We start from the raw sequence: 24,296 nt of genomic DNA, 5'->3' as shown, positions 1-24,296 counted from the left end.
ACCTAGAGAAAAAAGCTCATAATAAATACCGTTAGAAGCGCTACACCCGAACCTATAAATGATATCATAGTCTTAGCCCAAAATTGATCTTTGATATCTTTTAATCCATAAAGACCATTAAATACCCAGAAACCCGAATCATTAAAGTAACTAAAAGAAACACCACCAGCGCAAGTTGCCATAGCTCCCAATAACGGATTCATACCAAGGGTTACTACAAGCGGTGCTGTTAAAGTAGCAGCAGTCGTTAAAGCAACTGTAGCAGATCCTAATGCAATCCTCATCAACGCAGCTATTACAAAAGGTATTAATAAAGCTGGTATATGTGTATTAAGAACCGCTTGACCTAGAGCATCACCCACTCCTGAGTCTCTTACTACTGCTCCTAATGAACCTCCGGCTCCTGTTATAAGCATAATCATACCTACAGCCTTAGTAGAATCTTCCATATGATTTAAAACTTCTTTTCTATCCATACCTTTCCCCAAGCCATATATTGATAATAGAGTTCCAATTATCAACGCTACAATAGGGCTACCAATTAAATTAATAAATGGTATAGCAGCGCCTTCCCATTCCAAGAAATTAGCTAAAGAATTTAGGAATATTAATATTATAGGTACTATAATTGGTGCAAAAGATAGAAAACTGGATGGCAGTTCAGATTCATTATATATAGTACTAACATCATCTATACTTTTAATTAGGTCAGATCTGTACTCTCCTTTTTCAATTGTTAATCCATCTTCACTTTCTGTAAAATATAATTTTTTATTTAACCATTTACAATAGAGCATAGATACTATGAAAGGCGGAATAGTTGTTATAACTCCAGTCAAAATCATAGCGCCTACATCTATATCAAAAATCCCAGCTACAGTAAGTGGGCCCGGTGTAGGTGGTACAAAAACGTGAGTAAGTTGTAATCCTGTAGCCAGAGCAAGACCTAACGCTGCTACCGATTTACCAGTAAGTTTTGATAACGCTTTCGCAATTGGTGTTAATATGACAAGACCCGAATCTGAAAATACCGGTATAGATACTAAGTATCCAGTTAAACCCAGTGCCCATTCTTCCTTATTTTTACCAAATAATTTAATGAAAGTCATGGCTATTCTTTGAGCAGCTCCAGATTTTTCCAAAACTATACCCATCATAACACCTAGACCTATAATAATACCACTATTACTTAAAGTCTTACCAAAGCCAGTTGTAATTGACTCCAGAGTCGTCGTTACACTCGCTCCTCCAACTAAACCCGTGATTAAAGCAGCGATTATAAGAGCTATAAAAGTATGTATTTTTGTTTTCATAGATAAGAAAATCAAAACCGCAATACCTAGAAAAAGCCCTAAAATCATTTGTGTACTTTGATCCATATTTTCCTCCTTATTTGTTGTTGATAATATGATATCAATAAATCTTTTGTTATTCTATATTATTTGTAATAATATATTTACGTTTTCCTTGAAAGATTATAGTTATGTGTAATAATAGTGTAAAGGAGGTAATAAATGATTATTGAAAAAAAATTAGGGGATGAGATTGTTAATACTTTAAAAGAAGTAATAAATCAAGATATAAACTTAATAGACGAAGATGGAATTATTATATCTTCTACTAACCCTGACAGGATAAATACTTTTCACGAAGCGGGTAAAGAGTGTGTTAAAAAGAAAACTTCAATAGTGATTGAGTATGATGACCAATATAAAGGTAGTAAAAAAGGGATAAATGTACCTGTGAAACTAGAAAATAAAGTTGTTGGTGTTATTGGTATTTCTGGAGAAGTAAGTGAAGTCGAAAAATATGGTAATATCATAAAAAAAATGACGGAAATTTTACTTAGAGATCAGTGGTTGAAAGAAATACAAGATCTAGAGAAAGAGAGAACAAGAAACTTAATAGAAGCAATTATATATAACAGAATGGAATACCATTCATTTATACCATCTAATATCTTCTCTAAAAATAAATATTTGGCTACCGCCAAAGTAAAAAACGTATATGATATAGACAAAAATAATTTATTAAACCACTTGATTATAAATGGAGATATTAACAACTCTTATATATCTATTGTTAATGATGAGATAATTATACTTTTATTAACTAACTCAAAACAGGAAGTGACTGAATATCTAGGTAGAATAACAAAAATATTAAAAAATAAATTTAACTTCGATCCTATTTTTGGTATAAGTGAAAATTTTAAATCTTTAAATTCTTCAGATCAGTATTATAATCAATGCCATAATTCATTAAAATGGGAAAAATTTACCAAACCAAAAGGGAATCTTTTATTTTATGATGATATTGATATAGGATTCTTAGTAACAGATATTGAGGAAAAAAAATTATATGAGTACTCATATAGAGTTCTAAAAAATTTAGATGGCAAGGAACTTAAATTTTTTAAGAATTTAATAACTTATTATGGTATATATAACGGAAGCATAAAGAAACTATCTGAGCATTTTTTTATGCACAAAAATTCTATTCAATATCAACTAAATAAACTTTATAAACTAACTGGTTATAATCCACGAGAGCTTAATGGTTATGTTGTATTGTGGCTTGCTTTTCTTGGAGTATAAAGATAGCTTTGTAGATTTATATACAAAGCTATCTTGGTACTATTGTACAATAATTAATCATCTATATCGGATAAATTTCCATCATTTATTGGTGGAAGATCGTCTCTTTCAACTTCATCATCCAAATCATTTAAATCCACACTTGTATTTTCTGAAAGTTCTTCATTATCAACTTGCTCATCTTTTTTGCGATTTAGGATTTCCATAAATTGTTCACCAGTGATTGTTTCTTCTTTTAGTAAGAAGTCTGCAATCTCGTGAAGCTTATCCATATTATCTTTTAGGATTTCTATGGCTCTCATGTGGGCAGCGGAAATAATTTTTTGAACTTTTTCGTCAATTTTATTTCCAGTACCACTCGATACTATTAGTCCTCTCTCGCCTCCTAGGTATCTACCTTGGATTTGTTCTAATTGCATAAAGTCGAAGTCTTCATCCATACCATATATGGTTACCATTGATCTTGCCATAGCTGTAGCACGTTCTATATCATTGCTTGCACCAGTAGTCTTGGTGTTAAATATAAGCTCTTCTGCAGAACGTCCACCTGCCAAGGTACAAATCTCATCAAAGATTTCTTCTTTGGTCATGATGTATTTTTCGTCTTTGTCTACTGTCATAGTGTAGCCCAAAGCTCCACCTGTTCTTGGAACAATTGTTATTTTTGTAACAGGTGTCTTGTGAGTTTGAATTGCTGCTACTAGGGCGTGTCCTACTTCATGGTATGCAATGATTTTCTTTTGATCATCAGAAATAACTGCATTTTTCTTTTGTTGTCCTGCTATCACTACTTCTATAGATTCTTCCAAGTCTTCTTGGCTTAGCTTTTTGCGGCCTTCACGAACTGCACGTAAGGCACCTTCATTTACTATATTGGCAAGGTCAGCACCACTTGTACCAGCAGTTCTTGCTGCTATCTCTTCATAGTCTATATCATCTTCACGTTTTACAACTTTTGCGTGTACTTTTAATATGTCCTCACGGCCTTTTTTGTCAGGAAGTTCCACTTGAACTTGTCTGTCAAAACGTCCTGGACGGGTTAGGGCTGGGTCTAGGATTTCTGGTCTGTTTGTTGCAGCTAGAAGAACTACTCCCTCTGTGGCATCGAATCCATCCATTTCGTTTAACAATTGGTTTAGGGTTTGCTCACGTTCGTCGTTACCTGAATATCCAGATACATCACGTTTTTTACCTATAGCATCGATTTCGTCTATAAATACTATACATGGTGCCTTTTCTTTGGCTTGTTTGAATAGGTCACGAACCTTGCTTGCACCAAGTCCTACAAACATCTCAACGAATTCTGATCCGGAGATGATGAAAAATGGCACGTTGGCTTCACCCGCTACCGCTTTTGCTAGTAGGGTCTTACCTGTTCCTGGAGGTCCTACTAATAGTACTCCCTTTGGAACCTTGGCACCAATCTCTTTGTACTTACCAGGGTTGTGAAGAAAGTCTACTATTTCAAATAGAGAATCTTTGGCTTCTTCTTGGCCCGCTACATCCTTAAAGGTCTTGCCGGTCTTGTTTTCTACATATATCTTGGCATTTGACTTACCAAAGTTCATAAAGTCGGCGCCGCCTCGGCCACCCATTGTCTTTGTAAGTGACCTTGATGCAAAGTAAAATATTCCCCAGATTAAAAATAGTGGCAATATTGAGGTTATAAATAGGGTTAGCCATGGATTCATGGATGTTTCTATTTTTTTGCCAAAGGTCAATTTATCGTTTCTTTTTTTGGCGTCAAGTAGCCTATCTGTTAGGTCTGTATCTGCCCATAGACCAGTTTCGTAAGTTTTTTCTTCACCATAAACCTTGGCTTTGAAGGTATACTTGGTGTCGTCCTTATATACTTCTGTTACTTGGTCTTTTTCAATCATTGACACAAATTGGCTGTAAGATACTTCTTTGGCGCCATCTTTTGCGGCAATTGGGTTTAGGGCATAGCGTATTATAACAAATAATACTACCGCTACAATCCAATAATATAAAAAGGGTTTATTGGATTTATTTTTCTTATCGTTCATCTATAATCCGCTCCTTGAGATATAGTTATCAAGTAGTTCATCCAGAGCATCTAGTTCATCAACAATAGTTTGCAAGTTTACATTTATATTATCTTTTGGTATGTCTGATCTGATTTGATCAAAGTATACACCAACTTTTTCTGCTGCTGACTTTCCATTATCAGTCAAAATAACATTTACAACTCTCTCATCGTCGACAGATCTTATTCTTTCAACGAACCCTTGTTTTTCTAGTTTTTTGCATATATTTGATATATTTCCACCAGTCACTCCAATGGCCTTGCCCAAGTTTCCTATAGATACTTCTTTGCCTGCTGAATATAGGGTTATGAGCATCTTTAGTTGTAGGGTTGTTATTCCTAGCTCTGTTGCAGTATCTTGTAATAATATATCTATTTTGTGAGATATTTCTCTTATCATCGAGAATATAGAATTGTTAAATTCAAAAAAATCAATATGTTCTGTAGCCATACTTCCTCCTAGATAAAAATATTCATCTAGCTATATTTTACATAATTTTTCATTATTTTCAAATATAAAATATTATTTATAAAACGACTTCTTTTTTAAAAAGTTTTTTATGCTTACCAAGTAGATTTATCGAAGCTGTCCTTCTTGAGCAAACTAATATATTTTGCTGCATCAAGGGCCGCAACTTGACCTTGGCCAACTGACTTATTTATTTGATAAGGTCTGCCAGCAACATCTCCTGCTGCATATAGGCCACGGATATTTGTCCTGCAATTGTCATGGACTATGATGTGTTCATCATCTGTTTCTATAGATGGAACTAAACGGGATGGTTTTGATGAATCTCTTATTATGAAAAATCCATCAGCTGCAATCTCTTTTCCTGACTTAAATTTTAAAACACTTGCCCTATCTTCTCCAATAAATTCTACAGGAACTTCACCATTTATGACCTTTATAGAGTCATTTAGCTTGATATCATCCTTGTACATATTTACAAAAATAAGCTCATCTACTATCTCTGAGGTAAAGTTTGTTTCCTCGAGACTTTCTTCATTGTAGCCAATGACTAGAACTTTCTTCCCCTTGTATAAGGCTGCATCGCAGGTCGCACAATAGGAAACTCCCTTGGCAAAAAACTTATCTTCGTTGATCAAATCTTTCTTAAGCTCTATACCTGTTGCAACTATGACTGATGTGGCCTCTACCATGTCATTATTTTTTAGCATAAGGCCAAAATAATCGCCCATGGCATATACTTGCTGAACTTTTTGATCTGATTTGTCGTAATCATAGCCTTCTAATGATTTTTTGAAGGCATCATTTAATTCTTTACCAGAAACATCTCCAAATCCAAGATAGTTTTTGATTGATTCGCTATTTTCCAGGCTAGGTGAATCTGCGCCAAAGATTATTACGGATTTATTTCTTATTTTTGCATTCAATAAGGCGCTAAGTCCTGCTGGACCAGCGCCTATAATTGCTAAGTCATATCTCATTATAAGTATTTTCCCATTGCCTTTTCTAGGACATCTTTGGCTTGGAAACCTACTAGAGTTTCTTTTAGGACTCCATCTTTGAAAATCATTAGTGATGGTACTGCATTTACATTGTATTTTGATGCTATATCGCTTGAATTATCTACATCTATACCATAGATATCATATGATACTTCTTCAGATAGTTCTTCAAGAATTGGTGCTTGCATCTTGCATGGTCCACACCATGTTGCATTAAAATCAACTAAAGCAAGTCCAGATCCATTTTCTACTAAGTTAACAAATTCCATTGAGTCTAATTCACGCATTTTTTTCTCCTTATATATAGGCAATCAATTATTTTGCTCTATTAATCCTCTCACTTCCATTACTGGTAGTGAATATATTATACCCTTATTTTCATCTTCTAAATTCATTTCTTCATATATGGCATTTTTTATTGGGCCCATTAGTTCTTTTTTTACTAACATTATTACAATATCTTTTTCTGGTTCTATGTTCATATTTAGCAGTATAGACTTCTGCTGCCTACCTGCTCCTCGTCCGTGGACTAGGGTTGCTCCCTTTGCTCCATTATCTTGGGCGATTTTTACTGCTTTTTGTCCTTCTTGCCTATCTACTATTACATACATGGCTACATATTCTATATTCAATTCGTCTTCTCCTTTGTAATCAAGTGGCGATGTGAATGCTATGGCTGTATTTGTCTGCCTCAATTTTTCCTTTATATCATCCAAGATTTTCTTACTTTTTTCTTCATCCATGATGGCCATAACTATTTCTTTTCTTATTCTATCTGTATGGAGGGCGTTTAATATAGCACTGGTGGCTGATCCATAACCATAGAAACAAGTGATTCCCATGGCTCCATCATCCTTTAATATTTTCATAAATTCACTGCCTTTTCCACGTGGCATTATCACTCTTAATAGCTGCATTAATGTCCTCCTTTGTATAGGTAACCCATTATCATAATTGTAAGTACTGGCATCATTGCTACAAATGATATAACCCCAAAACCATCTGCAACATTTCCAGCAACTCCCTGGCAAAAGGCTAAGATAAAGGTTGCTGTCATTGGTCCAGATGCTACTCCACCTGAGTCAAAGGCAATTCCTGCAAATATTTGTGGGACTTTCCTTGATAGGATCAAACTTAGTAAGAATCCTGGCACTATGACCATCCATAGGGCAAATCCATCAGATTTTATCCTAATTATAGCAAGCATTACCGCAAAAGCAACGCCAAGGGATAGGGCACGTAAAATATTCTTTCTAGGTATGGAACCTGCTGTAACATCTTCTACTTGCTCGGCCAATACTGCCACTGCCGGCTCTGCAAGGACTACTACAAGACCCATAACAAAAGCTACTACTGGCAAAAATTTAGAATCACTTAGCCCTTGGCCAAGTTCTCTAGCCAAGTCCATGAAGCCTCCTTCTACCGAGGTCAAAAATATTATTAGACCAATGTAGGTGTATAAAAGTCCCAATGTTATTTCTACTAGCTCATTTTTTGATAGTTTAAAATAAAATGCATTCATGGCAAAAAACACTATAGCAATCGGAAGTATTGCAAAAGTAGAGTTTTTAAGTCCAGATACTAGGGCGGATGCATGAGCGATATCAGCTATCTCCATTGGCTTATCTCCTATAGATAAACTCATCACAAGTCCTGCAAGAATTGGTCCAGTTGAAGCTATGCCAACTAAGCCGAATGAGTTATCTTCGTTCATATCTCCCTTTAGGTTGGCAAGGCCAAGGCCTAGGGCAATGATAAATGGTGTAGTCATAGCGCCTGTTGTTGCACCAGAGGCATCATAGGCTATAGCATGGCCAGTATCGCTAGTAAAAATCATTAGTATAAATACAATGGCATATATTATCCACATAAGTTTTGATATTGAGATCTCCTTAAAAATCCTATATAAGCCTATTGAAATCATAAGTCCTACACCTAGGGAAATGATAATTACTATAAGAAATGGTGATATTCCTATTGCTTGGCTTACTTGATTGGCAAGTATTAATAGATCTGGCTCTGCAATAGAAATTATAAAACCAATAAAGATTCCAAATATTATAACTTTTATAATTTTATCAAATCTTCCCAAAAAATCACCCATAATGGTTCCTATCTTTGAAACCGATAGATCAACTCCAGATAGGAATATAGATAGGCCTATAATTACTCCAAGCGCTCCAAGGGTAAATTTTATTAGAAGATTTGTCGAAACACCGACAAAAAAATTTAATATGTATACCAAAATAACTATAGGCAAAACTGCCTTGGTATTTTCCTTTATGTTTTCAAAAAATATAAATTTCTCCTTAAGTTTTTTAAAAAAAGAGGCAACCTTTCGATTGTCTCCTTTATAGTATCCTCTGTCTAAGAAATTTGGCTATTTACTGCTTGGCTTGCTGTGATTATTGCAATTTCGTAAACATCTTGAGCGGAACATCCACGTGAAAGGTCGTTTACTGGTGCATTTAATCCTTGAAGTATTGGTCCTAGAGCCTTGTAGCCACCAAGTCTTTGGGCAATCTTGTAACCAATATTACCTGCTTGTAGGTCTGGGAATACAAATACATTTGCTGTACCAGCTACATCAGATTTTGGTGCTTTATTTTTTGCAGTAGTTGGATCTATTGCAGCATCAAATTGTAATTCTCCATCAAGTGGAAGGTCTGGTGCAAGCTCTTTAGCTTTTTTAGTTGCTTTTACTACCTTATCTACTAGGTCGTGTTTTGCTGATCCCTTTGTAGAGAATGATAGTAGAGCAACTCTTGGATCCATGCCAAATCCTCTAGCAGTTTCTGCAGATTCTACTGCAACTTCTGCCATTTCTTGAGATTCAAGGGTAATATTTACAGCTGTATCGGCAAATATTAATTGTTCTCCATTTGGTCCTATCATAACCATGATTCCAGATACTCTTGATACTCCTGGTTTTGTCTTGATAAGTTGTAGGGCTGGTCTAATAGTATCACCTGTTGTACCTATAGCACCTGATACCATACCATCTGCAAGACCTGCTTTAACCAACATAACTCCATAGTAGTTGTTGTCTTTTTTAAGCATATATTCAGCATCCATTGTTGTAGCTTTTCCTTTTCTTGCTTCAACAAATTTTTCTACTAGGAAGTTAAAGTTTTCGTCATATTGTGGATCCACAATCTCTAGGTCTCCTAAGTGAAGGCCGTTTTCATCTGCAACTTTTTGTATTTGACCCTTATCACCTAATACAATTGGATGTATTAGTCCCTCTTCCTTGTGTTTAATAGCTGCTTCCAGGATTCTCTTATCTGTACCTTCTGGAAAAACGATTTTTAGATTCTTTCCATCAATAGCCTTTGTGGCCATCTCTAATATTGATGAATTTGACATAATTCCTCCTATTTATAAAGTCTTATTATATTTTATACCCAATTGCTAGTAATTAACAAGCCTTGATTCATAAATAAAAGAGAAAACAAATAATCGTTAATCTTTTCACATTCCCTTAGCTCTTTTTAAAGCCTCATCTTCTTGCTTTGATAGGTCAACCTTAGTTTGTCCGTTTGTTATTTCTTTTAAATATATATTTGATCCATCATTGCTGTATAGATTTGTAAGCATAATCCCATTGTGGAAATTGTCTAACAAACATAGGGAAAAAGATAGCTCAGATGTTTGACCCTCAAAAGCATTATAGTGGACAACGGCCATATTGGATATAGCACCCATAGTTGTATCCTTGGCTTCAATTGATCTTTGATCAACTGAACGCAATTGTTTGTTGGATGATTCAATTTGATCGTTCAAAGTCAAAAGTAATTCTTCCAAATTTACATCTTCACTTGTACCCCTAAGTAGGTGATCATATCTTTGTTTTTGTCGTCTAAGTTTATTATTCATAGACTGAATCATAGCAAATTCTACAACTACTAGAACTGCCAGGATTCCTAAAATAACATATACTGCTGTCATTTATTCCTTCTTTCAATTATTAACTTATTCTTATGATAAAGATTTTCAATTTTTTCTCTAATAGAGTCTTCTTCTTCAAATTGACCAAGATTTAACTTTATTGTTGGAAGGGCAGCAAGGCTTGTCGTTCTTAACAAGTCATTTGCTATCTGCCCATCAGTAAGGGTAGATTTTTTGCCATATGATAAATAAAAACCTAATACATCAATAGACTCTAAATTAATATCAATCATATCTAGCAAAGGCCTAGATGCATCCATATAATTTCGATCATTTAAAGATCCATCCTTGTATGCTTTCATAAGCAAGTCAAATTTGTCTACATCCTCTTGCATTAAGATAGAAAGTTTATCAGAAGATTTTAGAATTGTTTCATGTGAAACATCTGCTAATTCTTTATATTCTCCCCAATCATTTTTGTCCATCATAAGCATTAAATTTATGGCAAGATTTGAAATTAATATTAAGATTGCTCCCCCGCCAGGATTAGCTTCTTTAGCTCTAGTTTGTTTGATGAGAGTCGCAATATCCATGTCAATTAGCTTTTGTGAGCTTGTCATATATCTTTTCTACATCCTCTATAGAATAACAATCGATAGTAACCTTGTAAGCCTTGCCAAATTTCTTGACATTGACCTTTGAACCAAGTTTTTCCATAAATTTTTCTTCCAAATCTTCAAACAATATATCATCAATGTTTGGACCTGATTCTTTTTTTCTGTTTTTGTCGAAACCTTTCTTTCAACTTTTCTTATATTGGTGCTGCCATTGATAAAATCATTCAATGTTAAACTTCTTTGATTAGGGTCTTCAATTGATAAAAGAGTTCTAGCTTGGCTTGGAGATATTTTCCCATCATTTAAGGCTCTTTTTTCTATATCATATAGATTTAATAGTCTTAGGGTATTTGCAATATATGATCTAGATTTACCAACAGTTTTTGCTATCTGCTCTTGAGTCATTTTATGGTCCTTGGATAGCTTTTGGTATGCTTGGGCTTCCTCAAGTGCTTTAAGGTCTTCTCTTTGAATGTTTTCGACTAATGACAATACATCAACATTTTTTTGACCAAATTCTTTTACAATAGCATCTATTTCATCTAAACCAGCAAGTTTGCTAGCTCTGTACCTACGTTCACCAGCAAGGATTTCGTAGTAGTCAGCTTTTTTAGTTACAACTATAGGATTTAGTAGTCCATATTCTTTTATAGAAGAAGCTAAATCACTAAGACTTTCATCATCAAATGACTTTCTTGGCTGATTGTCACGTGCCTTAATTTTTTCTAGCGGAAGTCTAGTAATTTCTTTGGATAAGTCTTCTTTAGTCGATTCTTTCTTTTCATCTGATTTTTTATTGTAATTAAATACTGGTTTTAATTCCTTGTTGTTTTCTGGAATCAATGAATTAAGACCTCTACCTAAGGCTCTTCTATTACTCATTTACACTCTCACTTTCATTTATTTCATTAGCTAGGATTTGGTAGGCATAAGCACCAGGTGATTTTATGTCGTATTCTATAGTTGAAAGTCCATGGCTAGGCGCTTCAGCTAGTCTTGGGTTTCTAGGTATCATTACCTTAAATACCTTATCTTTAAAATATGATTTAACTTCTTCAACAACTTCATAGGATAGATATGTTCTCTTATCAAACATCGTTAGTAGGACACCTTCTATTTCTAAGTCTGTATTAAGTTGTTTTTTTACAAGATTAAAGGTATTCATCAATTCAGAAATTCCTTCAAGAGCATAATATTCAGCCTGTACAGGAATTACAATCGAATCACTAGCAACTAGAGCATTGATTGACAGAAGACCTAGAGAAGGTGGGCAGTCAATTAGTACATAGTCATAACCATCTATATCTGCAATCAATCCTTTTAATTGTTGGGTTCGCTCTATTGGATCAAGGGCTACCAATTCAACCTCTAGACCAGAAAGAGCTGCTTCAGATGGGATAATATCTACACCTGATTTTGTTTGACTTATGTATTCATTAATGTCAATGGATTCCGGTTCTTCTATCTCTTCCAAATGATCAGATTTTTCCTCATTAGAATCATCTTCTTCTACTTCATAGGTTTCTTTGTTTACTTCTTCTATATTTACTTGGTCATTTACTTCTTCACTTTCATCATTAGCAATAACACCAACTTCTTCTACAGTTTCACTATCTTCTGACATTTCAACTTCTTCATTGGCATAAAATAAGTCATACAAAGAAGTATCTATATTGTACTTATCTAGACCCAATCCGGAAGTTGTATTAGCTTGAGGATCTATATCTACTACCAAGACTTTTTTAGATAAGTTTGCAAGGGCTACTGCTAGGTTTACAACTGTGGTTGTCTTTCCAACTCCCCCCTTCTGATTAAATACCGATATTACTTTCATATACACCTCTCATAATTAAAATCGCCATATCTATAGCATGATTTTTTGTTCTTAGTCTTACTCTGTTTCTATCACCATTAAGTTGCAAGTGTTTTATGTATTTCTTTCCTTTATATAAGACCCCTAAAAAAACCTCTCCTGTGTGGGCATAGCCTGTAGTTGCAATGCTAAGTTCACTTTGACTTATTTGGTACAGGCCATCTAACATTTGAACTAAAACTTCTTCACTCACTACATCATGCTTCTTAATTGTTTCACATGAAACATTTAATAGTTTTTCTTTTGCTTGGTTGGAATATACTATATAAGATTCTTTTAGCACTTCACTTGCACCAGGAATATCGATAATTGACGAAGCAATAAGACCACCTGTTATAGACTCTGCTGTTGATATGCATTCTTCTCTTTCTTTGAGCAAATTAATTAGCACTTCTTCTTTTTTTATATCTTCACAGGTAATCAAATAGGGAGAAAGATTTTCTTCTACTATTGCTATTCCCTTTTTAATCTGCCTATCAACTTCAGCTTCACTCTTATCTTTGGCAGTAATTCTTAATACTGGTCCCTCGCTTGTTATGTATGGGCTAATAGTAGGTTTTTCTCTATCAAGATCTATTTTTTGAGCCATTTCCCATTCACCCAAGAGTGCAATTTGAGCAAATACTGACTTCATATAAGCATCATGAGGTAGGAATTTCATTACTTCATTTGTAAACATGAGCTCCATCTCATTTGGTGGACCTGGCATAATTATATATTTTGTACCTGTCTTTGAAGTAAAAATTCCTCCGGGAGCTGTGCCAGCAGGATTTTTCAAAACTATTGCTTCTTTTGGAAACATTGCCTGTTTGATATTCTCATCTGCCTTTTTCTTACTTCCATTAAAATAATCTACCAAGGCATCATATGATTCTTGGTGAAGTACAGAATCTTGTTCCAAAGCTGTGATAAGAGCTTCCTTAGTTAAATCATCTGGCGTTGGTCCAAGTCCCCCACTTGTGATTACAAAATCCACCTTGCCATCGCAAGCTTTAAAGGCTTCTACAAGTCTATTAAAATTATCACCAACGGTTTCCATCTTGTATAAATTGATTCCTAATTCTCTTAATTTTTCTGCTATGAATTTTGAATTAGTATCTACTATATTTCCCAGTAATATTTCTGTTCCTATAGAAAAAATTTGTGCATCCATAATTACTCCATTTCTAATATAGTATACCACAAAGATATGATATGAAAAAATATAATAGGGTATAAACTTAGCAAAGGAGAAATATATGAATATAGCAGAATTATTAAATATCAAATATCCTATCATTCAAGGTGGGATGGCGCGCATATCGCGTGGTAAATTAGCAGCAGCAGTTTCAAATGCAGGTGGTCTAGGCTTAGTAGGAACAGGCGGACTTTTTACCGATGAATTTATAAAAGAATATGAAATTGCAAAAGGATTGATAGATGATGACAAATACTTTGGAGTTAACCTAGTTTTAATTGAGCCAGACAGAGAAGAGAAATTAGAATTTATCAAAAACTCAGATGTAAAATTCGTAACTATTTCTGGTGGAAATCCTGCCAAATATGTTCCTATATTAAAAGAAGCGGGTAAAACAGTATATTGTTTGATTGGTAATTCAAAAATGGCCAAAAAATGTGAAGACCTTGGAGCAGATGGTGTAATACTAGAAGGTCTTGAAGCAGGAGGTCACTTATCTAAAGCAACATCTATGGCTTCCCTCATACCAACTATCAAGGCTACCAAACTTCCAGTAGTAGCTGCAGGAGGGTACGCTGATGGCGCTCAAGTACTTGCAGCCCAAGTTATGGGAGCAGCTGGAGTGCAAATGGGAACAAGATTTTTAGTAGCTGATGAATGTGAAGTTCACGATGGTTACAAGGAGGCAATTATAGATGCCAAAGAGTACGAAACAGATATCACAGGAACTTTGGCCGGAGATCCAGTAAGACAAATAGCAAATGATATGACTAAACAAAGTTTGGAATATGAAAAACGCGGAGCAAGTGAAGAAGAATTTATAGAACTTTACACAGGCACTTTAAAACGTGCCGTATTTGAAGGCGATAGAAAAACAGGATCAATGATGGCTGGTACATCTATAGGTCTAATAGATAAAAAACAAAGTGTTGCAGAAATATTTGAAGAAATAAAGGAAGAATACAATAAAGCCTTAGAAAATATTGAAAAAGCAAAGAAGTTTTTCTAAGATAAAAAATCAGCCTTCTTAGGCTGATTTTTCTCTGCAAATTTTTACCAAAAAGTATAGACCAAGTATTATAGAAATAATAGTTATGCCCGTTATGAATGTAAATGCTTGCGGGAAAAATGCTGGCAAAACAGCCACTGCATTATTAGTCATATGAACTAAAATATTATCCTTTATATTTGCCCTATGATAGTAAATTAATGATAGAACAATTGCTAAGAAAAATGTATTTATCCCTTGCAATAAGTTCATATGAAAGAGGCCAAAAAGCAAACCATTTAGAATAAGTGATGCTGTTAAAGAAAACATCTTCTTACATTCTGTAAATACATATCCTCTGAAAAGATACTCTTCTACAATAGGTGCTACGATAACCAATACTAATATTTGAATCACAGTTTCAAATGTATTGGTTGTGCCAAAAGCTGTGTTTAGCAAATCATATGAATTTTTTATCAAAGCATTATCTTCACCAAGGGCCATTACTACCTGGCTTAAAAGTATATTTCCAAAACCAGCTGTTCCAAGACCAATAATTATCATCTTCCAAGAGTCTTTTAGAATACCCCTGTCTTTGATATCTATATCTTTTTTCTTAATAATTAAATAAGTACAAATCCCAAAAATAAGTTGTGAGAGTAGTACGGCGATAATCCCTGCACCGGGAGTATTAGGATTAAATCCTGCCCAACCTAGAAAAACTCCAACAAGTGCTGTTAAAATAATAAGCAGGACTAGACTTCCAATAATTTTTAAAAATTCCTTTGTTTTGCTCATAATAATCCTTTCATGTTTTTTACATATATACCCAAATGTTTCATGTGAAACAAAAAAATCCTTTGAATTTTACAAAGGATTCTTTTTAGGGAGATTCTTTCCCCTTGGATATTGTTTTTTTGTAGGATGAACTTTATCGACGATAACATTTACTCTCTCGTTGCCATCTAGGTCAAAGCGGTCAATTTTTTTAACCTTGCCTCCCAAGATCTTTATTGCGTTTTTAGCTTGTTCTAATTCCTCATTAGCCTTAGGACCTTTTAATGCTACAAATATGCCGCCAGTTTTTAAGAAAGGTAGGCAGTATTCTGATAGGGTGGACATATTTGCTACAGCACGACTTACAACTACATCGTAAGTTTCACGTTTTTCCTTAGCAAAATCTTCTGCCCTTGTATGAATAGCAATGGCCTTATCAAGACCAAGCTTTTCTATTACTTCATTCATAAAGTTAACTTTTTTGTTTACACTATCTATAAGTGTTAGGTCTATGTCTTTTTCTATACGTAAGGGTATGCCGGGAAATCCTGCCCCGGCTCCTATATCCAAAACCTTAGAACCTTCCTTTATATAAGGCAAAACAGAAAGTGAGTCTTGGTAGTGTTTTATTTCAATTTCCTTAGGATCCGTAATACTTGTTAAATTGGTATGAGAATTTACTTCCAATAAGTAGTTGGTATAAATTTCATACATTTTTTCCTTATCCACTAACTTCTCCTGTCTTTAATCTTATGAGCAAAACATTTATATCTGCAGGACTTACTCCGGAAATCCTGCTTGCTTGTCCAACTGAAGATGGTTTGATTTCATTTAGCTTGCTAGCTGCTTCTTTTTTAAGACCAGCAATCTTTTCATAGTCTATATCTTCTGGCAATTTCTTTGCTTCAAGTTTTTTAAATTTCTCTATATCAGCCATTTGTTTGGCAATATAGCCCTCGTATTTGATTTCAGTTTGAACTTGGATTTGTTGGAACTTTGGAAGCTCTGGTCTATCAGGGTCAAATACTTCTAGAACTTTATAATCTAGTTCTGGTCTTTTTATTAAATCGTATAAAGAAACTCCAGTTACAAGTGGGTTTGATCCAAATTCTTCTAACTTTTGATTGGTTTCTTTTGTTGGCGTCATCATTATTTTTTTAAGTCTTGCTTTTTCATTCTCAATAGCTTGGTATTTGCTAAGCATTTTTTGATAGCGTTCTTCATCAACCAAACCAATCTTGTAGCCTTTTTCTGTTAGCCTATGATCGGCGTTATCTTGGCGTAAGGTCAAGCGGTATTCACACCTACTTGTCATCATTCTATAAGGCTCATTAGTTCCCTCAGTTACCAAGTCATCTATAAGAACACCAATGTAAGCATCTGAACGGTCAAGGATAAATGGATCTTGGCCCTTGATTTTTAAGGCTGCATTTATTCCTGCCATAAGACCTTGGCTGGCAGCTTCTTCATAGCCACTAGATCCATTGATTTGGCCAGCAAAATATAAGCCAGAATAAGCCTTTGATTCCAAAGTAAGGTTAAGCTCACGTGTGTCGATCATATCGTATTCGATGGCATAGGCCGGTCTCATTATCTTGGCGTTTTCTAGACCGTTGATAGTTTTGTAAAATTCCATCTGAACTTCTTGAGGCATAGATGAAGATGCACCTTGAACGTAGATTTCATCAGTTGACAAAGACTCTGGTTCTAAGAAAATCTGGTGGGTATCCCTATCTGCAAATCTAATCATCTTGTCTTCAAGGGATGGACAATAACGAGGTCCGATTCCTTTTACCTTACCACCATAAATAGGGGAGCGATCGATATTATCCATGATGATTTTCTTTGTCTCAGGTGTTGTATAGGTTAGATAGCAATTTTCTTGTTTAGCTCCAGAAAAATCTAAATCTTCGTTAGCAAAAGAAAATGGAACAATCTCTCCATCACCTGCTTGAACTTCTGTTTTAGAAAAGTCTATAGTCTTGCGATCCACCCTTGCTGGAGTTCCTGTCTTAAAACGTCTTAAGAAAAAGCCCATATCTTCTAGGCAATCAGAAAGGTAAGTTGCTGCAGAAAGTCCGTGTGGACCAGAAACTTTTTCAAATTCTCCTATAAGAATCTTTCCATTGAGATAAGTTCCTGTACAAACTATGACAGCCTTGCATGGAAAGATCGCTCCTTGGATTGTTTCACATGAAACAATTTTGCCATCTTCATAATTTATCTTATCAACTTCTTGCTCGAAGATGTCGATGTTTTCTTCATCTTCTAGGACTTTTTTCATTACTTCGTGATACTTTCTCTTGTCAGCTTGAACTCTAAGTGAGTGAACAGCTGGACCCTTACTGGTATTTAGCATCCTAGATTGTATGAAAGTCGCATCAATTACCTTAGCCATTTGTCCGCCCAAGGCGTCAACTTCACGTACTAAGTGACCCTTGCCTGTTCCACCTATGTTTGGGTTACAAGGCATATCGGCGATTGACTCTAGACTTGTTGTAAGGATTAGGGTAGACATGCCCAAGCGAGCAGAAGCTAGGGCTGCTTCACAACCTGCATGGCCTGCGCCAATTACAACTACATCATAGGATTTTTGTACATATTTATTTTCCAACACAAAACTCCTTAAATACTTTATCCATTATCTCATCTGAAACTGATTGACCAATTATCAAACCCAAGTCGTCATATGACCCTCTTAGGTCAACTTCAACTGCATCAAGAGGTATGCCTATCCTTATATCATTAAGGGAAGAAGCTAATTTTTCTCTCGCAGAGTTTAATAATCTTTCGTGGCGAGTGTTTGTAATCAAAATAGACTCGCGGTTGATCTCACTTGTATCAAAGATATCTGTTATGGTTTCTTCCAGCTTATCTATGCCAATATTTTCTGTCATGGAAGCTTCGATAATAGGTAGGTCCATAGCAAATTTTGATTTATCAAATTTAGTAGATAAATCTTGCTTATTTAAGATTATGATAGTGTTTTTATCCTTGATAAGGTCTAGGATTTTTTCGTCTTCATGGTCAAACTCTCTTGATGCATCAAAAATAGCTATGATAAGATCACTAGATTGGGAAAGTTCAATTGACTTATCTACACCAATTTTTTCTACTATATCTTCTGTATCACGGATACCAGCTGTATCGTTTATTTTTAGGGTAAAAGATCCAAGGTTGATATATTCACTGATCAAATCACGAGTAGTCCCAGGAATATCTGTAACTATGGCACGATTTTCTTTTAAGAGGGCATTTAATAGGGAAGACTTGCCCACATTTGGCTTGCCGATAATAGTTGTATTTATACCATCTTTTATAATTTTCCCCTTATTGGAAGTGTTTAATAATTTGTCAATTAGGTATTTGGCCTGGTCCATATAGGCTATTATCTCATCTGGTTCTAGATCTTCGCCATCTTCTGTGAAGTTTATAGAGTACTCCAGACGTGATAGGGCCTCAAGCAAGGATTGTCTTATTTTTTCAATCTCGTCTTTTAATGACCCACGTAGTTGATTAATTCCTTGGGCTTGACTCATGTCGTTGGTGGAATTAATAATATCCAAAACTGCCTCAGCTTGGGATAGGTCTATCCTACCATTTAAAAAGGCACGTTTGGTAAATTCACCAGGCTCAGCTAAAACTGCCCCAGAATCCAAAACTAAGTTTAATATCTTTTTGACAGAAATAAAGGAACCGTGGCAATTGATCTCTACGATATCTTCGCGTGTGTAGGTGGCAGGCCCTGCCATAAAGGAAACCATAACCTCATCTATGACTTCATCTCCGTCCACAATATTTCCATATCTCATCCTGCGGTTGTCCTTTTTTCTATCTATTGGACCACCAGCAAGAGGAGAGAATATTTTATCAATTATTTCTTTGCTCTTATCTCCACTCATCCTAACAATGGATATACCACCGGTACCAGTTGGAGTGGAAATTGCTGCTATAGTAGCTTCACTCATATATTCTCCTTTTCGTATATCCACGTCTTTGACCCGTGGTTTGTAACATAAAGATTATAAGCGAAAATATTAAAATGTCAATGTTTTCTAGGCTTTTGATAAATGCAAATGACAATAAAGTCAAGGAAGAATTCTAAGATTACTATGAAAAATATCGTGAACTTTTCATGTCTTGTAAGGATAAAAAAGACAATCAGAACTACCAGCTTAGCTGGTAGTTTCCACAGCGCCTAGAAGGCGCGAATACCGGCACGCCCCTATTGGGGCTCCGAGTATTATCTCCACATGCACCACTTTCTCAGCTTCTGCTTAAGCAGTTTATTTATTGCTTCTTTTTACTGACTCTCCCGTAAACGGGTCATAGTATTCCTTGATACTTATTTGATCCGCATAATAGTCTTCTTTTAGTTGATTTTGTATATATTCTTTTATCATTTTCTCATTTCGCCCTACTGTATCCACGTAATAACCTCTACACCAGAAATGTCTGTTTCCATATTTATATTTTAAGTTTGCGTGTCGATCAAATATTATTAGTGAACTTTTTCCTTTTAGATATCCCATTATTTCTGAGATACTATATTTTGGTGGTACTTCTATAAGCATATGGACATGATCTGGGCACTGCTCCGCTTCTATTATGTTTATTCCTTTTCTTTGACATAGTTCTCGTAGTATTTGACCTATGTCTTTTTTTAGTTTCCCATATATTTCTTGTCTTCTAAATTTAGGGGCAAATACTATATGATATTTACATCTCCATTTTGTATGTGATAAACTATTGTTGTCCAATTTATTCTCCTTGTTTTTATTGTGCATGTGGTTATCACAATTATATTACAAGTGAGAATTTTTTGGTCTTGAAGCTAAAGCTTAATTCCTCCACCTGCATAGCAGGTGGTTTTTTGTTTCGCTCACATTCGTTCGCTCAACTCACTTAAGTGAAGCAATATAAAAAAGTGGCTCTTGGGCCACTTTTAATATGCAATAATTTATTTATATTTGTAGAAACCTTCGCCTGTTTCTATTCCCTTAAGTCCCTTATCAGCTCTTTCTTTTAGTTTTGCAACAGCTTTTCCAAGGGCAGAATTTTGATCCTTGGCTTCTGGGTTTGCGCTTGTGATGTTAATTACTGTTGTAATTCCTACTATGTCAATGATTTCAAATGGTCCACGTGGAGAGCCTGTTCCTATCTTCCAGTCCATATCTATATCTTCTGGACTTGCTATGTCATCTCCATATAGTTTCAGTCCTGCATTTATTAGTGGAACAAGGATTGAGTTTAGAATATAACCTGGTTGTTCTTTATTGATAATAGCAGGATACATGCCAATGTCTTTGGCAAATTGTACTACTGCTTCAAAAGATTCATCACTAGTCCTATCATGTCTCATGACCTCAGCAAGGTTTTGTCTGTGGATATTGTTTGCAAAGTGTAGACTTAGGAATTTGTCTTCCCTACCTGTATATTCTCTAAAGGTAGATGGCAATAGGGTTGATGAATTTGTAACTATAATAGCATCATCTTTTAAGAATGGAGCCATTTTTTCATAGAAAGCTTTCTTTTCTTCAACAATCTCAGCAATAGCTTCTATTACTAGATCAGAATCTTTTACAGATTCTTCTAGGTCTGTGGAATACTTCATATTGGCATAGACTTCTTCATTTTTAGCCTTTAATTCTTCTATTCTTGCTTCTGTTATCTCAGACTTGTCAGCAAAAAATGACCTTGGGTAATTAGGGTTTTCACTTCCAATATAAGTTGGAGCTATGGCCAATTCTTTAGTATACATATTGTAAATACTATCAATTCTTGGCTTTACTCTTTCTATAGAACCTTCACTTCTACCCCAAATGGTCACATTAAATCCATGAAAGGCTGCTGCATATGCAATTTGTGCACCTAATACTCCACCGCCAGCAATTGTTACATTTTTTATTTCCATATTTATATCCTCCTATCTTTCTATCTTTGTTATTATTATAACATAATCTAAAATAAAGATAAATATTAAAAAACGGCTATTAAAAGTTTTTTATTTTTCGTCGTCGTCATATTTAAGTACTGCAAGGAAGGCATCTTGTGGGACTGCTACGCTGCCCAGTTGACGCATACGTTTTTTACCTTCTTTTTGTTTTTCAAGAAGCTTTTTCTTTCTGGAGATATCTCCCCCATAACACTTGGCAATAACGTCTTTTCTTAGAGCCTTTACAGTTTCCCTTGCAATAATCTTACCACCTATAGCAGCTTGGATTGGTATAGCAAATTGTTGGCGTGGTATCTCATCTTTGAGCTTTTCAACTATGCCACGGCCCCTAGTATAGGCGCTATCTCTGTGAACTATGATTGAAAGGGCATCTACCACTTCATCGTTGATTAGAATTTCTAGTTTTACTAGATCTGATTCCTTGTATCCTATTAGCTCATAATCCAGGGAAGCATAGCCACGAGTCCTAGATTTTAAACTATCAAAGAAGTTATATATTACTTCGTTTAGTGGAATTTTGTATTTGATGGAAACCCTAGTCTCGTCAATATAGGTCATATCTATAAGTTCCCCACGCCTATTTTGGGCAAGATTCATAACCTGGCCTATATAGTCAGATGGAGTTATAATTTCAGCCCTTGTGACTGGCTCTTTGATATAGTCAATTATAGCAGGATCTGGGAAGTCATTCGGGTTTTGTATTTCTATCTCTTCATCATTGCCCTTGGTTTTGATCCTATATATAACTGATGGTGCCGTTGCTATGATATTTAGGTCATATTCACGCTCTAACCTTTGAGTTATGATGTCCATGTGGAGCAGTCCCAAAAATCCTGAACGCAAACCTACACCAAGAGCTTGGGAGTTTTCTTGCTCAAATACTAGGGCCGCATCATTTACTTGAAGCTTTTCTAGGGCATCGCGAAGTTTATCAAAACTTTCACCCTCAGCCGGATATATACCAGAATAAACCATAGGAAGTACTTCCTTATAGCCAGATAAAGCTTTTTCAGTAGGATCATCTGCTAGGGTTATGGTATCACCAACTCTAGCATCTTTTACTTCCTTGATAGAAGCTTCTATAAAACCTACATCACCAGACCTTAGTTCCTTAGTTTCTATACGATTTTTCATGGTATATCCTACTGTATTTACTTCGTAGGTCTTACCAGTATTCATCATCTTTATCTCATCACCAGGTTTTACCACTCCTTCAAAAACTCTGACATAGCATATTACTCCACGGTAGGAATCGTAATAAGAATCAAAGATTAGAGCCTTTAGTGGCTTATCATCGTGGTCTTCTGGAGCTGGGACATTTGTCACTATGTCTTCCAAAACATCTTCTATATTTAAGCCTGTCTTTGCAGAAACTAGGGGTATGCCCTCAGTATCTAGACCAATCTGGCTTTCAATTTCTGCTTTTATTTCATCAGCTCTAGCAGAAGGTAGATCAATTTTGTTTAGTACCGGCAATATTTCCAAATCTTGTTCTAAGGCAAGGTAGGTATTGGCTAGGGTTTGTGCCTCTACCCCTTGGCTAGCATCTACTACAAGAATCGCACCTTCACAAGCCTTAAGTGATCTTGAAACTTCGTAATTAAAGTCCACATGGCCTGGGGTGTCTATTAAGTTTAAATCATAAATATTACCATCATTAGCCTTATAGTGAATCTTAATTGACTTAAGCTTAATTGTTATACCACGCTCACGTTCTAAATCCATGTCATCTAGCATTTGGTTGGTCATATCCCTTTGTGATATGTGTTCTGATTTTTCAATCAGCCTATCAGCAAGGGTGGATTTACCATGGTCTATGTGAGCTATGATGGAGAAATTCCTTATATTTTCTTTTCTCTTTGTCATCTACTTAGTCTCATTTCCATATGGGTTATTATCTATTTTACCAAAGTCATCAAAAGGATAAAATCTCAAAAATGCATGGCCTACTATATCCTTTTTCATAACAGGTCCAAAGTTTCTAGAATCATTGCTAGCTCCTTCTTCCCTATTATCTCCCATTACAAAATACTCATCTTCGCCGAGTGTCCAAAAAGTTCCATCAGCCTCTGGCAAAGTGTAGTCAACAGAAGTATATGTTTCGTCAAGTTCATTTCCATTTAGATAAACTTTCTCGTCCTTAAGTTCTATAGTATCCCCAGGCACACCAATAACTCTTTTAACATAAAGTTTATTAAGATCATCAGGAGCCTTTAGGATTACAATATTTCCCCTATGGTAATCGTTAAAACGAGGTCCAATCTTATCTACCAAGAGCATATCATCATGGTAGAGGGTATTTTGCATAGAAAAGCCGGACACCTTAGTAGCATCAACCAAGAACATCTTTATAACAGTTGCTATCAAGAGGGCTACAGCTATGGTCTTCACCCAATCTAATATTATGTCTGTTAAATTTTCTTTTTTGTCATTATTATTGTTCCCACCATCATTTGGGACATAGATTTTTTCTTCAGTCATTATATATTCCTCTCATTTCTTATTATATTATAAACTATATTTGCAAAACTACAAAAATCTAGACAAAAAAATCCAGATAACTTGTAAGTTTCGTTTGTTTATGGTAGAATAAACCAGTCAAGCAAAAATAGTAGAAAAGAAAGAGGGTGAAATAATGGCTAATATTAAATCAGCTCAAAAGAGAATTGAAACAACAAAAAGAGATACTCTTAAAAACAAAGCTCGCAAATCTGAAGTTAAAACTTACATCAGAAAATTTGATGAAGCAATTGAAGCTGGAGATGTAGACAAAGCTCGCGAAATTTTCATGCACGTTGACAAAAGAATGAAACAAGCAGAAGCTAAAAATATATTCCACAAAAATAAAGTGGCTAGAACAACATCTAGACTTCAAAGAGCACTAAATAACGCTCAATAATAATATG

24 protein-coding genes are annotated in these 24,296 nt (G+C 35.2%); 3 read left to right on the top strand and 21 right to left on the bottom strand.

Annotation, left to right across the window (positions count from 1 at the left end):
• Positions 1 to 2: 2 nt before the first annotated feature.
• Complete coding sequence (locus BN38_RS01005) at positions 3 to 1,379, bottom strand: GntP family permease (RefSeq protein ID WP_044565055.1); 1,377 nt, start codon at positions 1,377 to 1,379, stop codon at positions 3 to 5.
• 135 nt (positions 1,380 to 1,514) lie between these two features.
• Here BN38_RS01005 and BN38_RS01000 point away from each other — a divergent pair, with 135 nt between their 5' ends.
• Positions 1,515 to 2,597: a CdaR family transcriptional regulator gene (locus BN38_RS01000; RefSeq protein WP_044565053.1), complete on the top strand. Its 1,083-nt coding sequence runs from the start codon at positions 1,515 to 1,517 to the stop codon at positions 2,595 to 2,597.
• A 53-nt stretch (positions 2,598 to 2,650) separates the two neighbouring features.
• On the opposite strand, the gene ftsH is transcribed toward BN38_RS01000, so the two are convergent.
• From ftsH to BN38_RS00940, 12 genes are all read right to left on the bottom strand, one after another.
• Complete coding sequence (gene ftsH / locus BN38_RS00995; RefSeq protein WP_044565052.1) at positions 2,651 to 4,624, bottom strand: ATP-dependent zinc metalloprotease FtsH; 1,974 nt, start codon at positions 4,622 to 4,624, stop codon at positions 2,651 to 2,653.
• A complete protein-coding gene (locus BN38_RS00990; RefSeq protein WP_044565051.1) occupies positions 4,625 to 5,095 on the bottom strand; it encodes a MarR family winged helix-turn-helix transcriptional regulator in 471 nt (156 codons plus the stop codon). It lies immediately after the preceding gene.
• A 113-nt stretch (positions 5,096 to 5,208) separates the two neighbouring features.
• Positions 5,209 to 6,093, bottom strand: a complete 885-nt coding sequence (locus BN38_RS00985; RefSeq protein ID WP_044565050.1) for an NAD(P)/FAD-dependent oxidoreductase — start codon at positions 6,091 to 6,093, stop codon at positions 5,209 to 5,211.
• The gene (trxA, locus tag BN38_RS00980; RefSeq protein ID WP_044565049.1) at positions 6,093 to 6,401 is read right to left on the bottom strand and encodes a thioredoxin; all 309 of its coding nucleotides are present in this window, start codon (positions 6,399 to 6,401) and stop codon (positions 6,093 to 6,095) included. The genes BN38_RS00985 and trxA overlap by 1 nt, the downstream gene beginning before the upstream one ends.
• 24 nt (positions 6,402 to 6,425) lie before the next feature.
• A complete protein-coding gene (locus BN38_RS00975) occupies positions 6,426 to 7,031 on the bottom strand; it encodes a P-II family nitrogen regulator (RefSeq protein WP_044565048.1) in 606 nt (201 codons plus the stop codon).
• On the bottom strand, positions 7,031 to 8,374 hold the full coding sequence (locus tag BN38_RS00970) for a DUF1538 domain-containing protein (RefSeq protein ID WP_230197695.1): 1,344 nt from the start codon (positions 8,372 to 8,374) through the stop codon (positions 7,031 to 7,033). The genes BN38_RS00975 and BN38_RS00970 overlap by 1 nt, the downstream gene beginning before the upstream one ends.
• 107 nt (positions 8,375 to 8,481) lie before the next feature.
• Positions 8,482 to 9,480, bottom strand: coding sequence for a phosphate acetyltransferase (pta, locus tag BN38_RS00965; RefSeq protein WP_044565046.1), 999 nt, complete (start codon positions 9,478 to 9,480; stop codon positions 8,482 to 8,484).
• 105 nt (positions 9,481 to 9,585) lie between these two features.
• A complete protein-coding gene (locus BN38_RS00960; protein WP_044565045.1) occupies positions 9,586 to 10,062 on the bottom strand; it encodes a DUF4446 family protein in 477 nt (158 codons plus the stop codon).
• Positions 10,059 to 10,622 (bottom strand): cyclodeaminase/cyclohydrolase family protein, encoded by a 564-nt coding sequence (locus BN38_RS00955; RefSeq protein ID WP_044565044.1) that lies wholly within the window; start codon positions 10,620 to 10,622, stop codon positions 10,059 to 10,061. The genes BN38_RS00960 and BN38_RS00955 overlap by 4 nt, the downstream gene beginning before the upstream one ends.
• A gap of 18 nt (positions 10,623 to 10,640) precedes the next feature.
• On the bottom strand, positions 10,641 to 11,501 hold the full coding sequence (locus tag BN38_RS00950) for a ParB/RepB/Spo0J family partition protein (protein WP_230197694.1): 861 nt from the start codon (positions 11,499 to 11,501) through the stop codon (positions 10,641 to 10,643).
• On the bottom strand, positions 11,494 to 12,453 hold the full coding sequence (locus BN38_RS00945) for a ParA family protein (RefSeq protein WP_044565043.1): 960 nt from the start codon (positions 12,451 to 12,453) through the stop codon (positions 11,494 to 11,496). The genes BN38_RS00950 and BN38_RS00945 overlap by 8 nt, the downstream gene beginning before the upstream one ends.
• Positions 12,431 to 13,645, bottom strand: a complete 1,215-nt coding sequence (locus BN38_RS00940; RefSeq protein ID WP_044565042.1) for a CinA family nicotinamide mononucleotide deamidase-related protein — start codon at positions 13,643 to 13,645, stop codon at positions 12,431 to 12,433. Before BN38_RS00940 ends, BN38_RS00945 begins: the two co-directional genes overlap by 23 nt.
• 85 nt (positions 13,646 to 13,730) lie before the next feature.
• On the opposite strand from BN38_RS00940, the gene BN38_RS00935 reads away from it, so the two are divergent.
• Complete coding sequence (locus BN38_RS00935) at positions 13,731 to 14,678, top strand: NAD(P)H-dependent flavin oxidoreductase (protein ID WP_044565041.1); 948 nt, start codon at positions 13,731 to 13,733, stop codon at positions 14,676 to 14,678.
• Between the two features lie 18 nt (positions 14,679 to 14,696).
• Here BN38_RS00935 and BN38_RS00930 read toward each other — a convergent pair whose 3' ends face one another.
• The 8 genes from BN38_RS00930 to lepB all read right to left on the bottom strand — a co-directional run bounded on the left by BN38_RS00930 (position 14,697) and on the right by lepB (position 23,871).
• Entirely contained in the window at positions 14,697 to 15,455 is a 759-nt protein-coding gene (locus tag BN38_RS00930; protein WP_049944408.1) for a CPBP family intramembrane glutamic endopeptidase, read from the bottom strand.
• Between the two features lie 69 nt (positions 15,456 to 15,524).
• Positions 15,525 to 16,148, bottom strand: coding sequence for a 16S rRNA (guanine(527)-N(7))-methyltransferase RsmG (gene rsmG / locus BN38_RS00925; protein WP_094777093.1), 624 nt, complete (start codon positions 16,146 to 16,148; stop codon positions 15,525 to 15,527).
• A gap of 7 nt (positions 16,149 to 16,155) precedes the next feature.
• A complete protein-coding gene (gene mnmG, locus BN38_RS00920) occupies positions 16,156 to 18,048 on the bottom strand; it encodes a tRNA uridine-5-carboxymethylaminomethyl(34) synthesis enzyme MnmG (RefSeq protein WP_044565039.1) in 1,893 nt (630 codons plus the stop codon).
• Complete coding sequence (gene mnmE, locus BN38_RS00915; protein ID WP_044565038.1) at positions 18,038 to 19,402, bottom strand: tRNA uridine-5-carboxymethylaminomethyl(34) synthesis GTPase MnmE; 1,365 nt, start codon at positions 19,400 to 19,402, stop codon at positions 18,038 to 18,040. The genes mnmG and mnmE overlap by 11 nt, the downstream gene beginning before the upstream one ends.
• Positions 19,403 to 19,720: 318 nt before the next feature.
• Positions 19,721 to 20,221, bottom strand: a complete 501-nt coding sequence (gene tnpA, locus BN38_RS00910; protein ID WP_084593721.1) for an IS200/IS605 family transposase — start codon at positions 20,219 to 20,221, stop codon at positions 19,721 to 19,723.
• 173 nt (positions 20,222 to 20,394) lie between these two features.
• Positions 20,395 to 21,348, bottom strand: coding sequence for a 3-hydroxyacyl-CoA dehydrogenase (locus BN38_RS00905; protein ID WP_044565036.1), 954 nt, complete (start codon positions 21,346 to 21,348; stop codon positions 20,395 to 20,397).
• A gap of 90 nt (positions 21,349 to 21,438) precedes the next feature.
• Positions 21,439 to 23,256: a translation elongation factor 4 gene (gene lepA / locus BN38_RS00900; protein WP_044565035.1), complete on the bottom strand. Its 1,818-nt coding sequence runs from the start codon at positions 23,254 to 23,256 to the stop codon at positions 21,439 to 21,441.
• Positions 23,257 to 23,871, bottom strand: a complete 615-nt coding sequence (lepB, locus tag BN38_RS00895) for a signal peptidase I (protein ID WP_084593720.1) — start codon at positions 23,869 to 23,871, stop codon at positions 23,257 to 23,259.
• A 154-nt stretch (positions 23,872 to 24,025) separates the two neighbouring features.
• Between lepB and rpsT the strand changes: the two genes are divergently transcribed.
• Positions 24,026 to 24,289, top strand: coding sequence for a 30S ribosomal protein S20 (gene rpsT, locus BN38_RS00890; protein WP_044565034.1), 264 nt, complete (start codon positions 24,026 to 24,028; stop codon positions 24,287 to 24,289).
• The last annotated feature ends 7 nt before the right edge of the window (positions 24,290 to 24,296 follow it).

The organism is Anaerococcus provencensis, assembly GCF_000312365.2.
Lineage (GTDB): Bacteria > Bacillota > Clostridia > Tissierellales > Peptoniphilaceae > Anaerococcus > Anaerococcus provencensis.
This window is presented reverse-complemented; position numbering and strand designations above follow the sequence as displayed.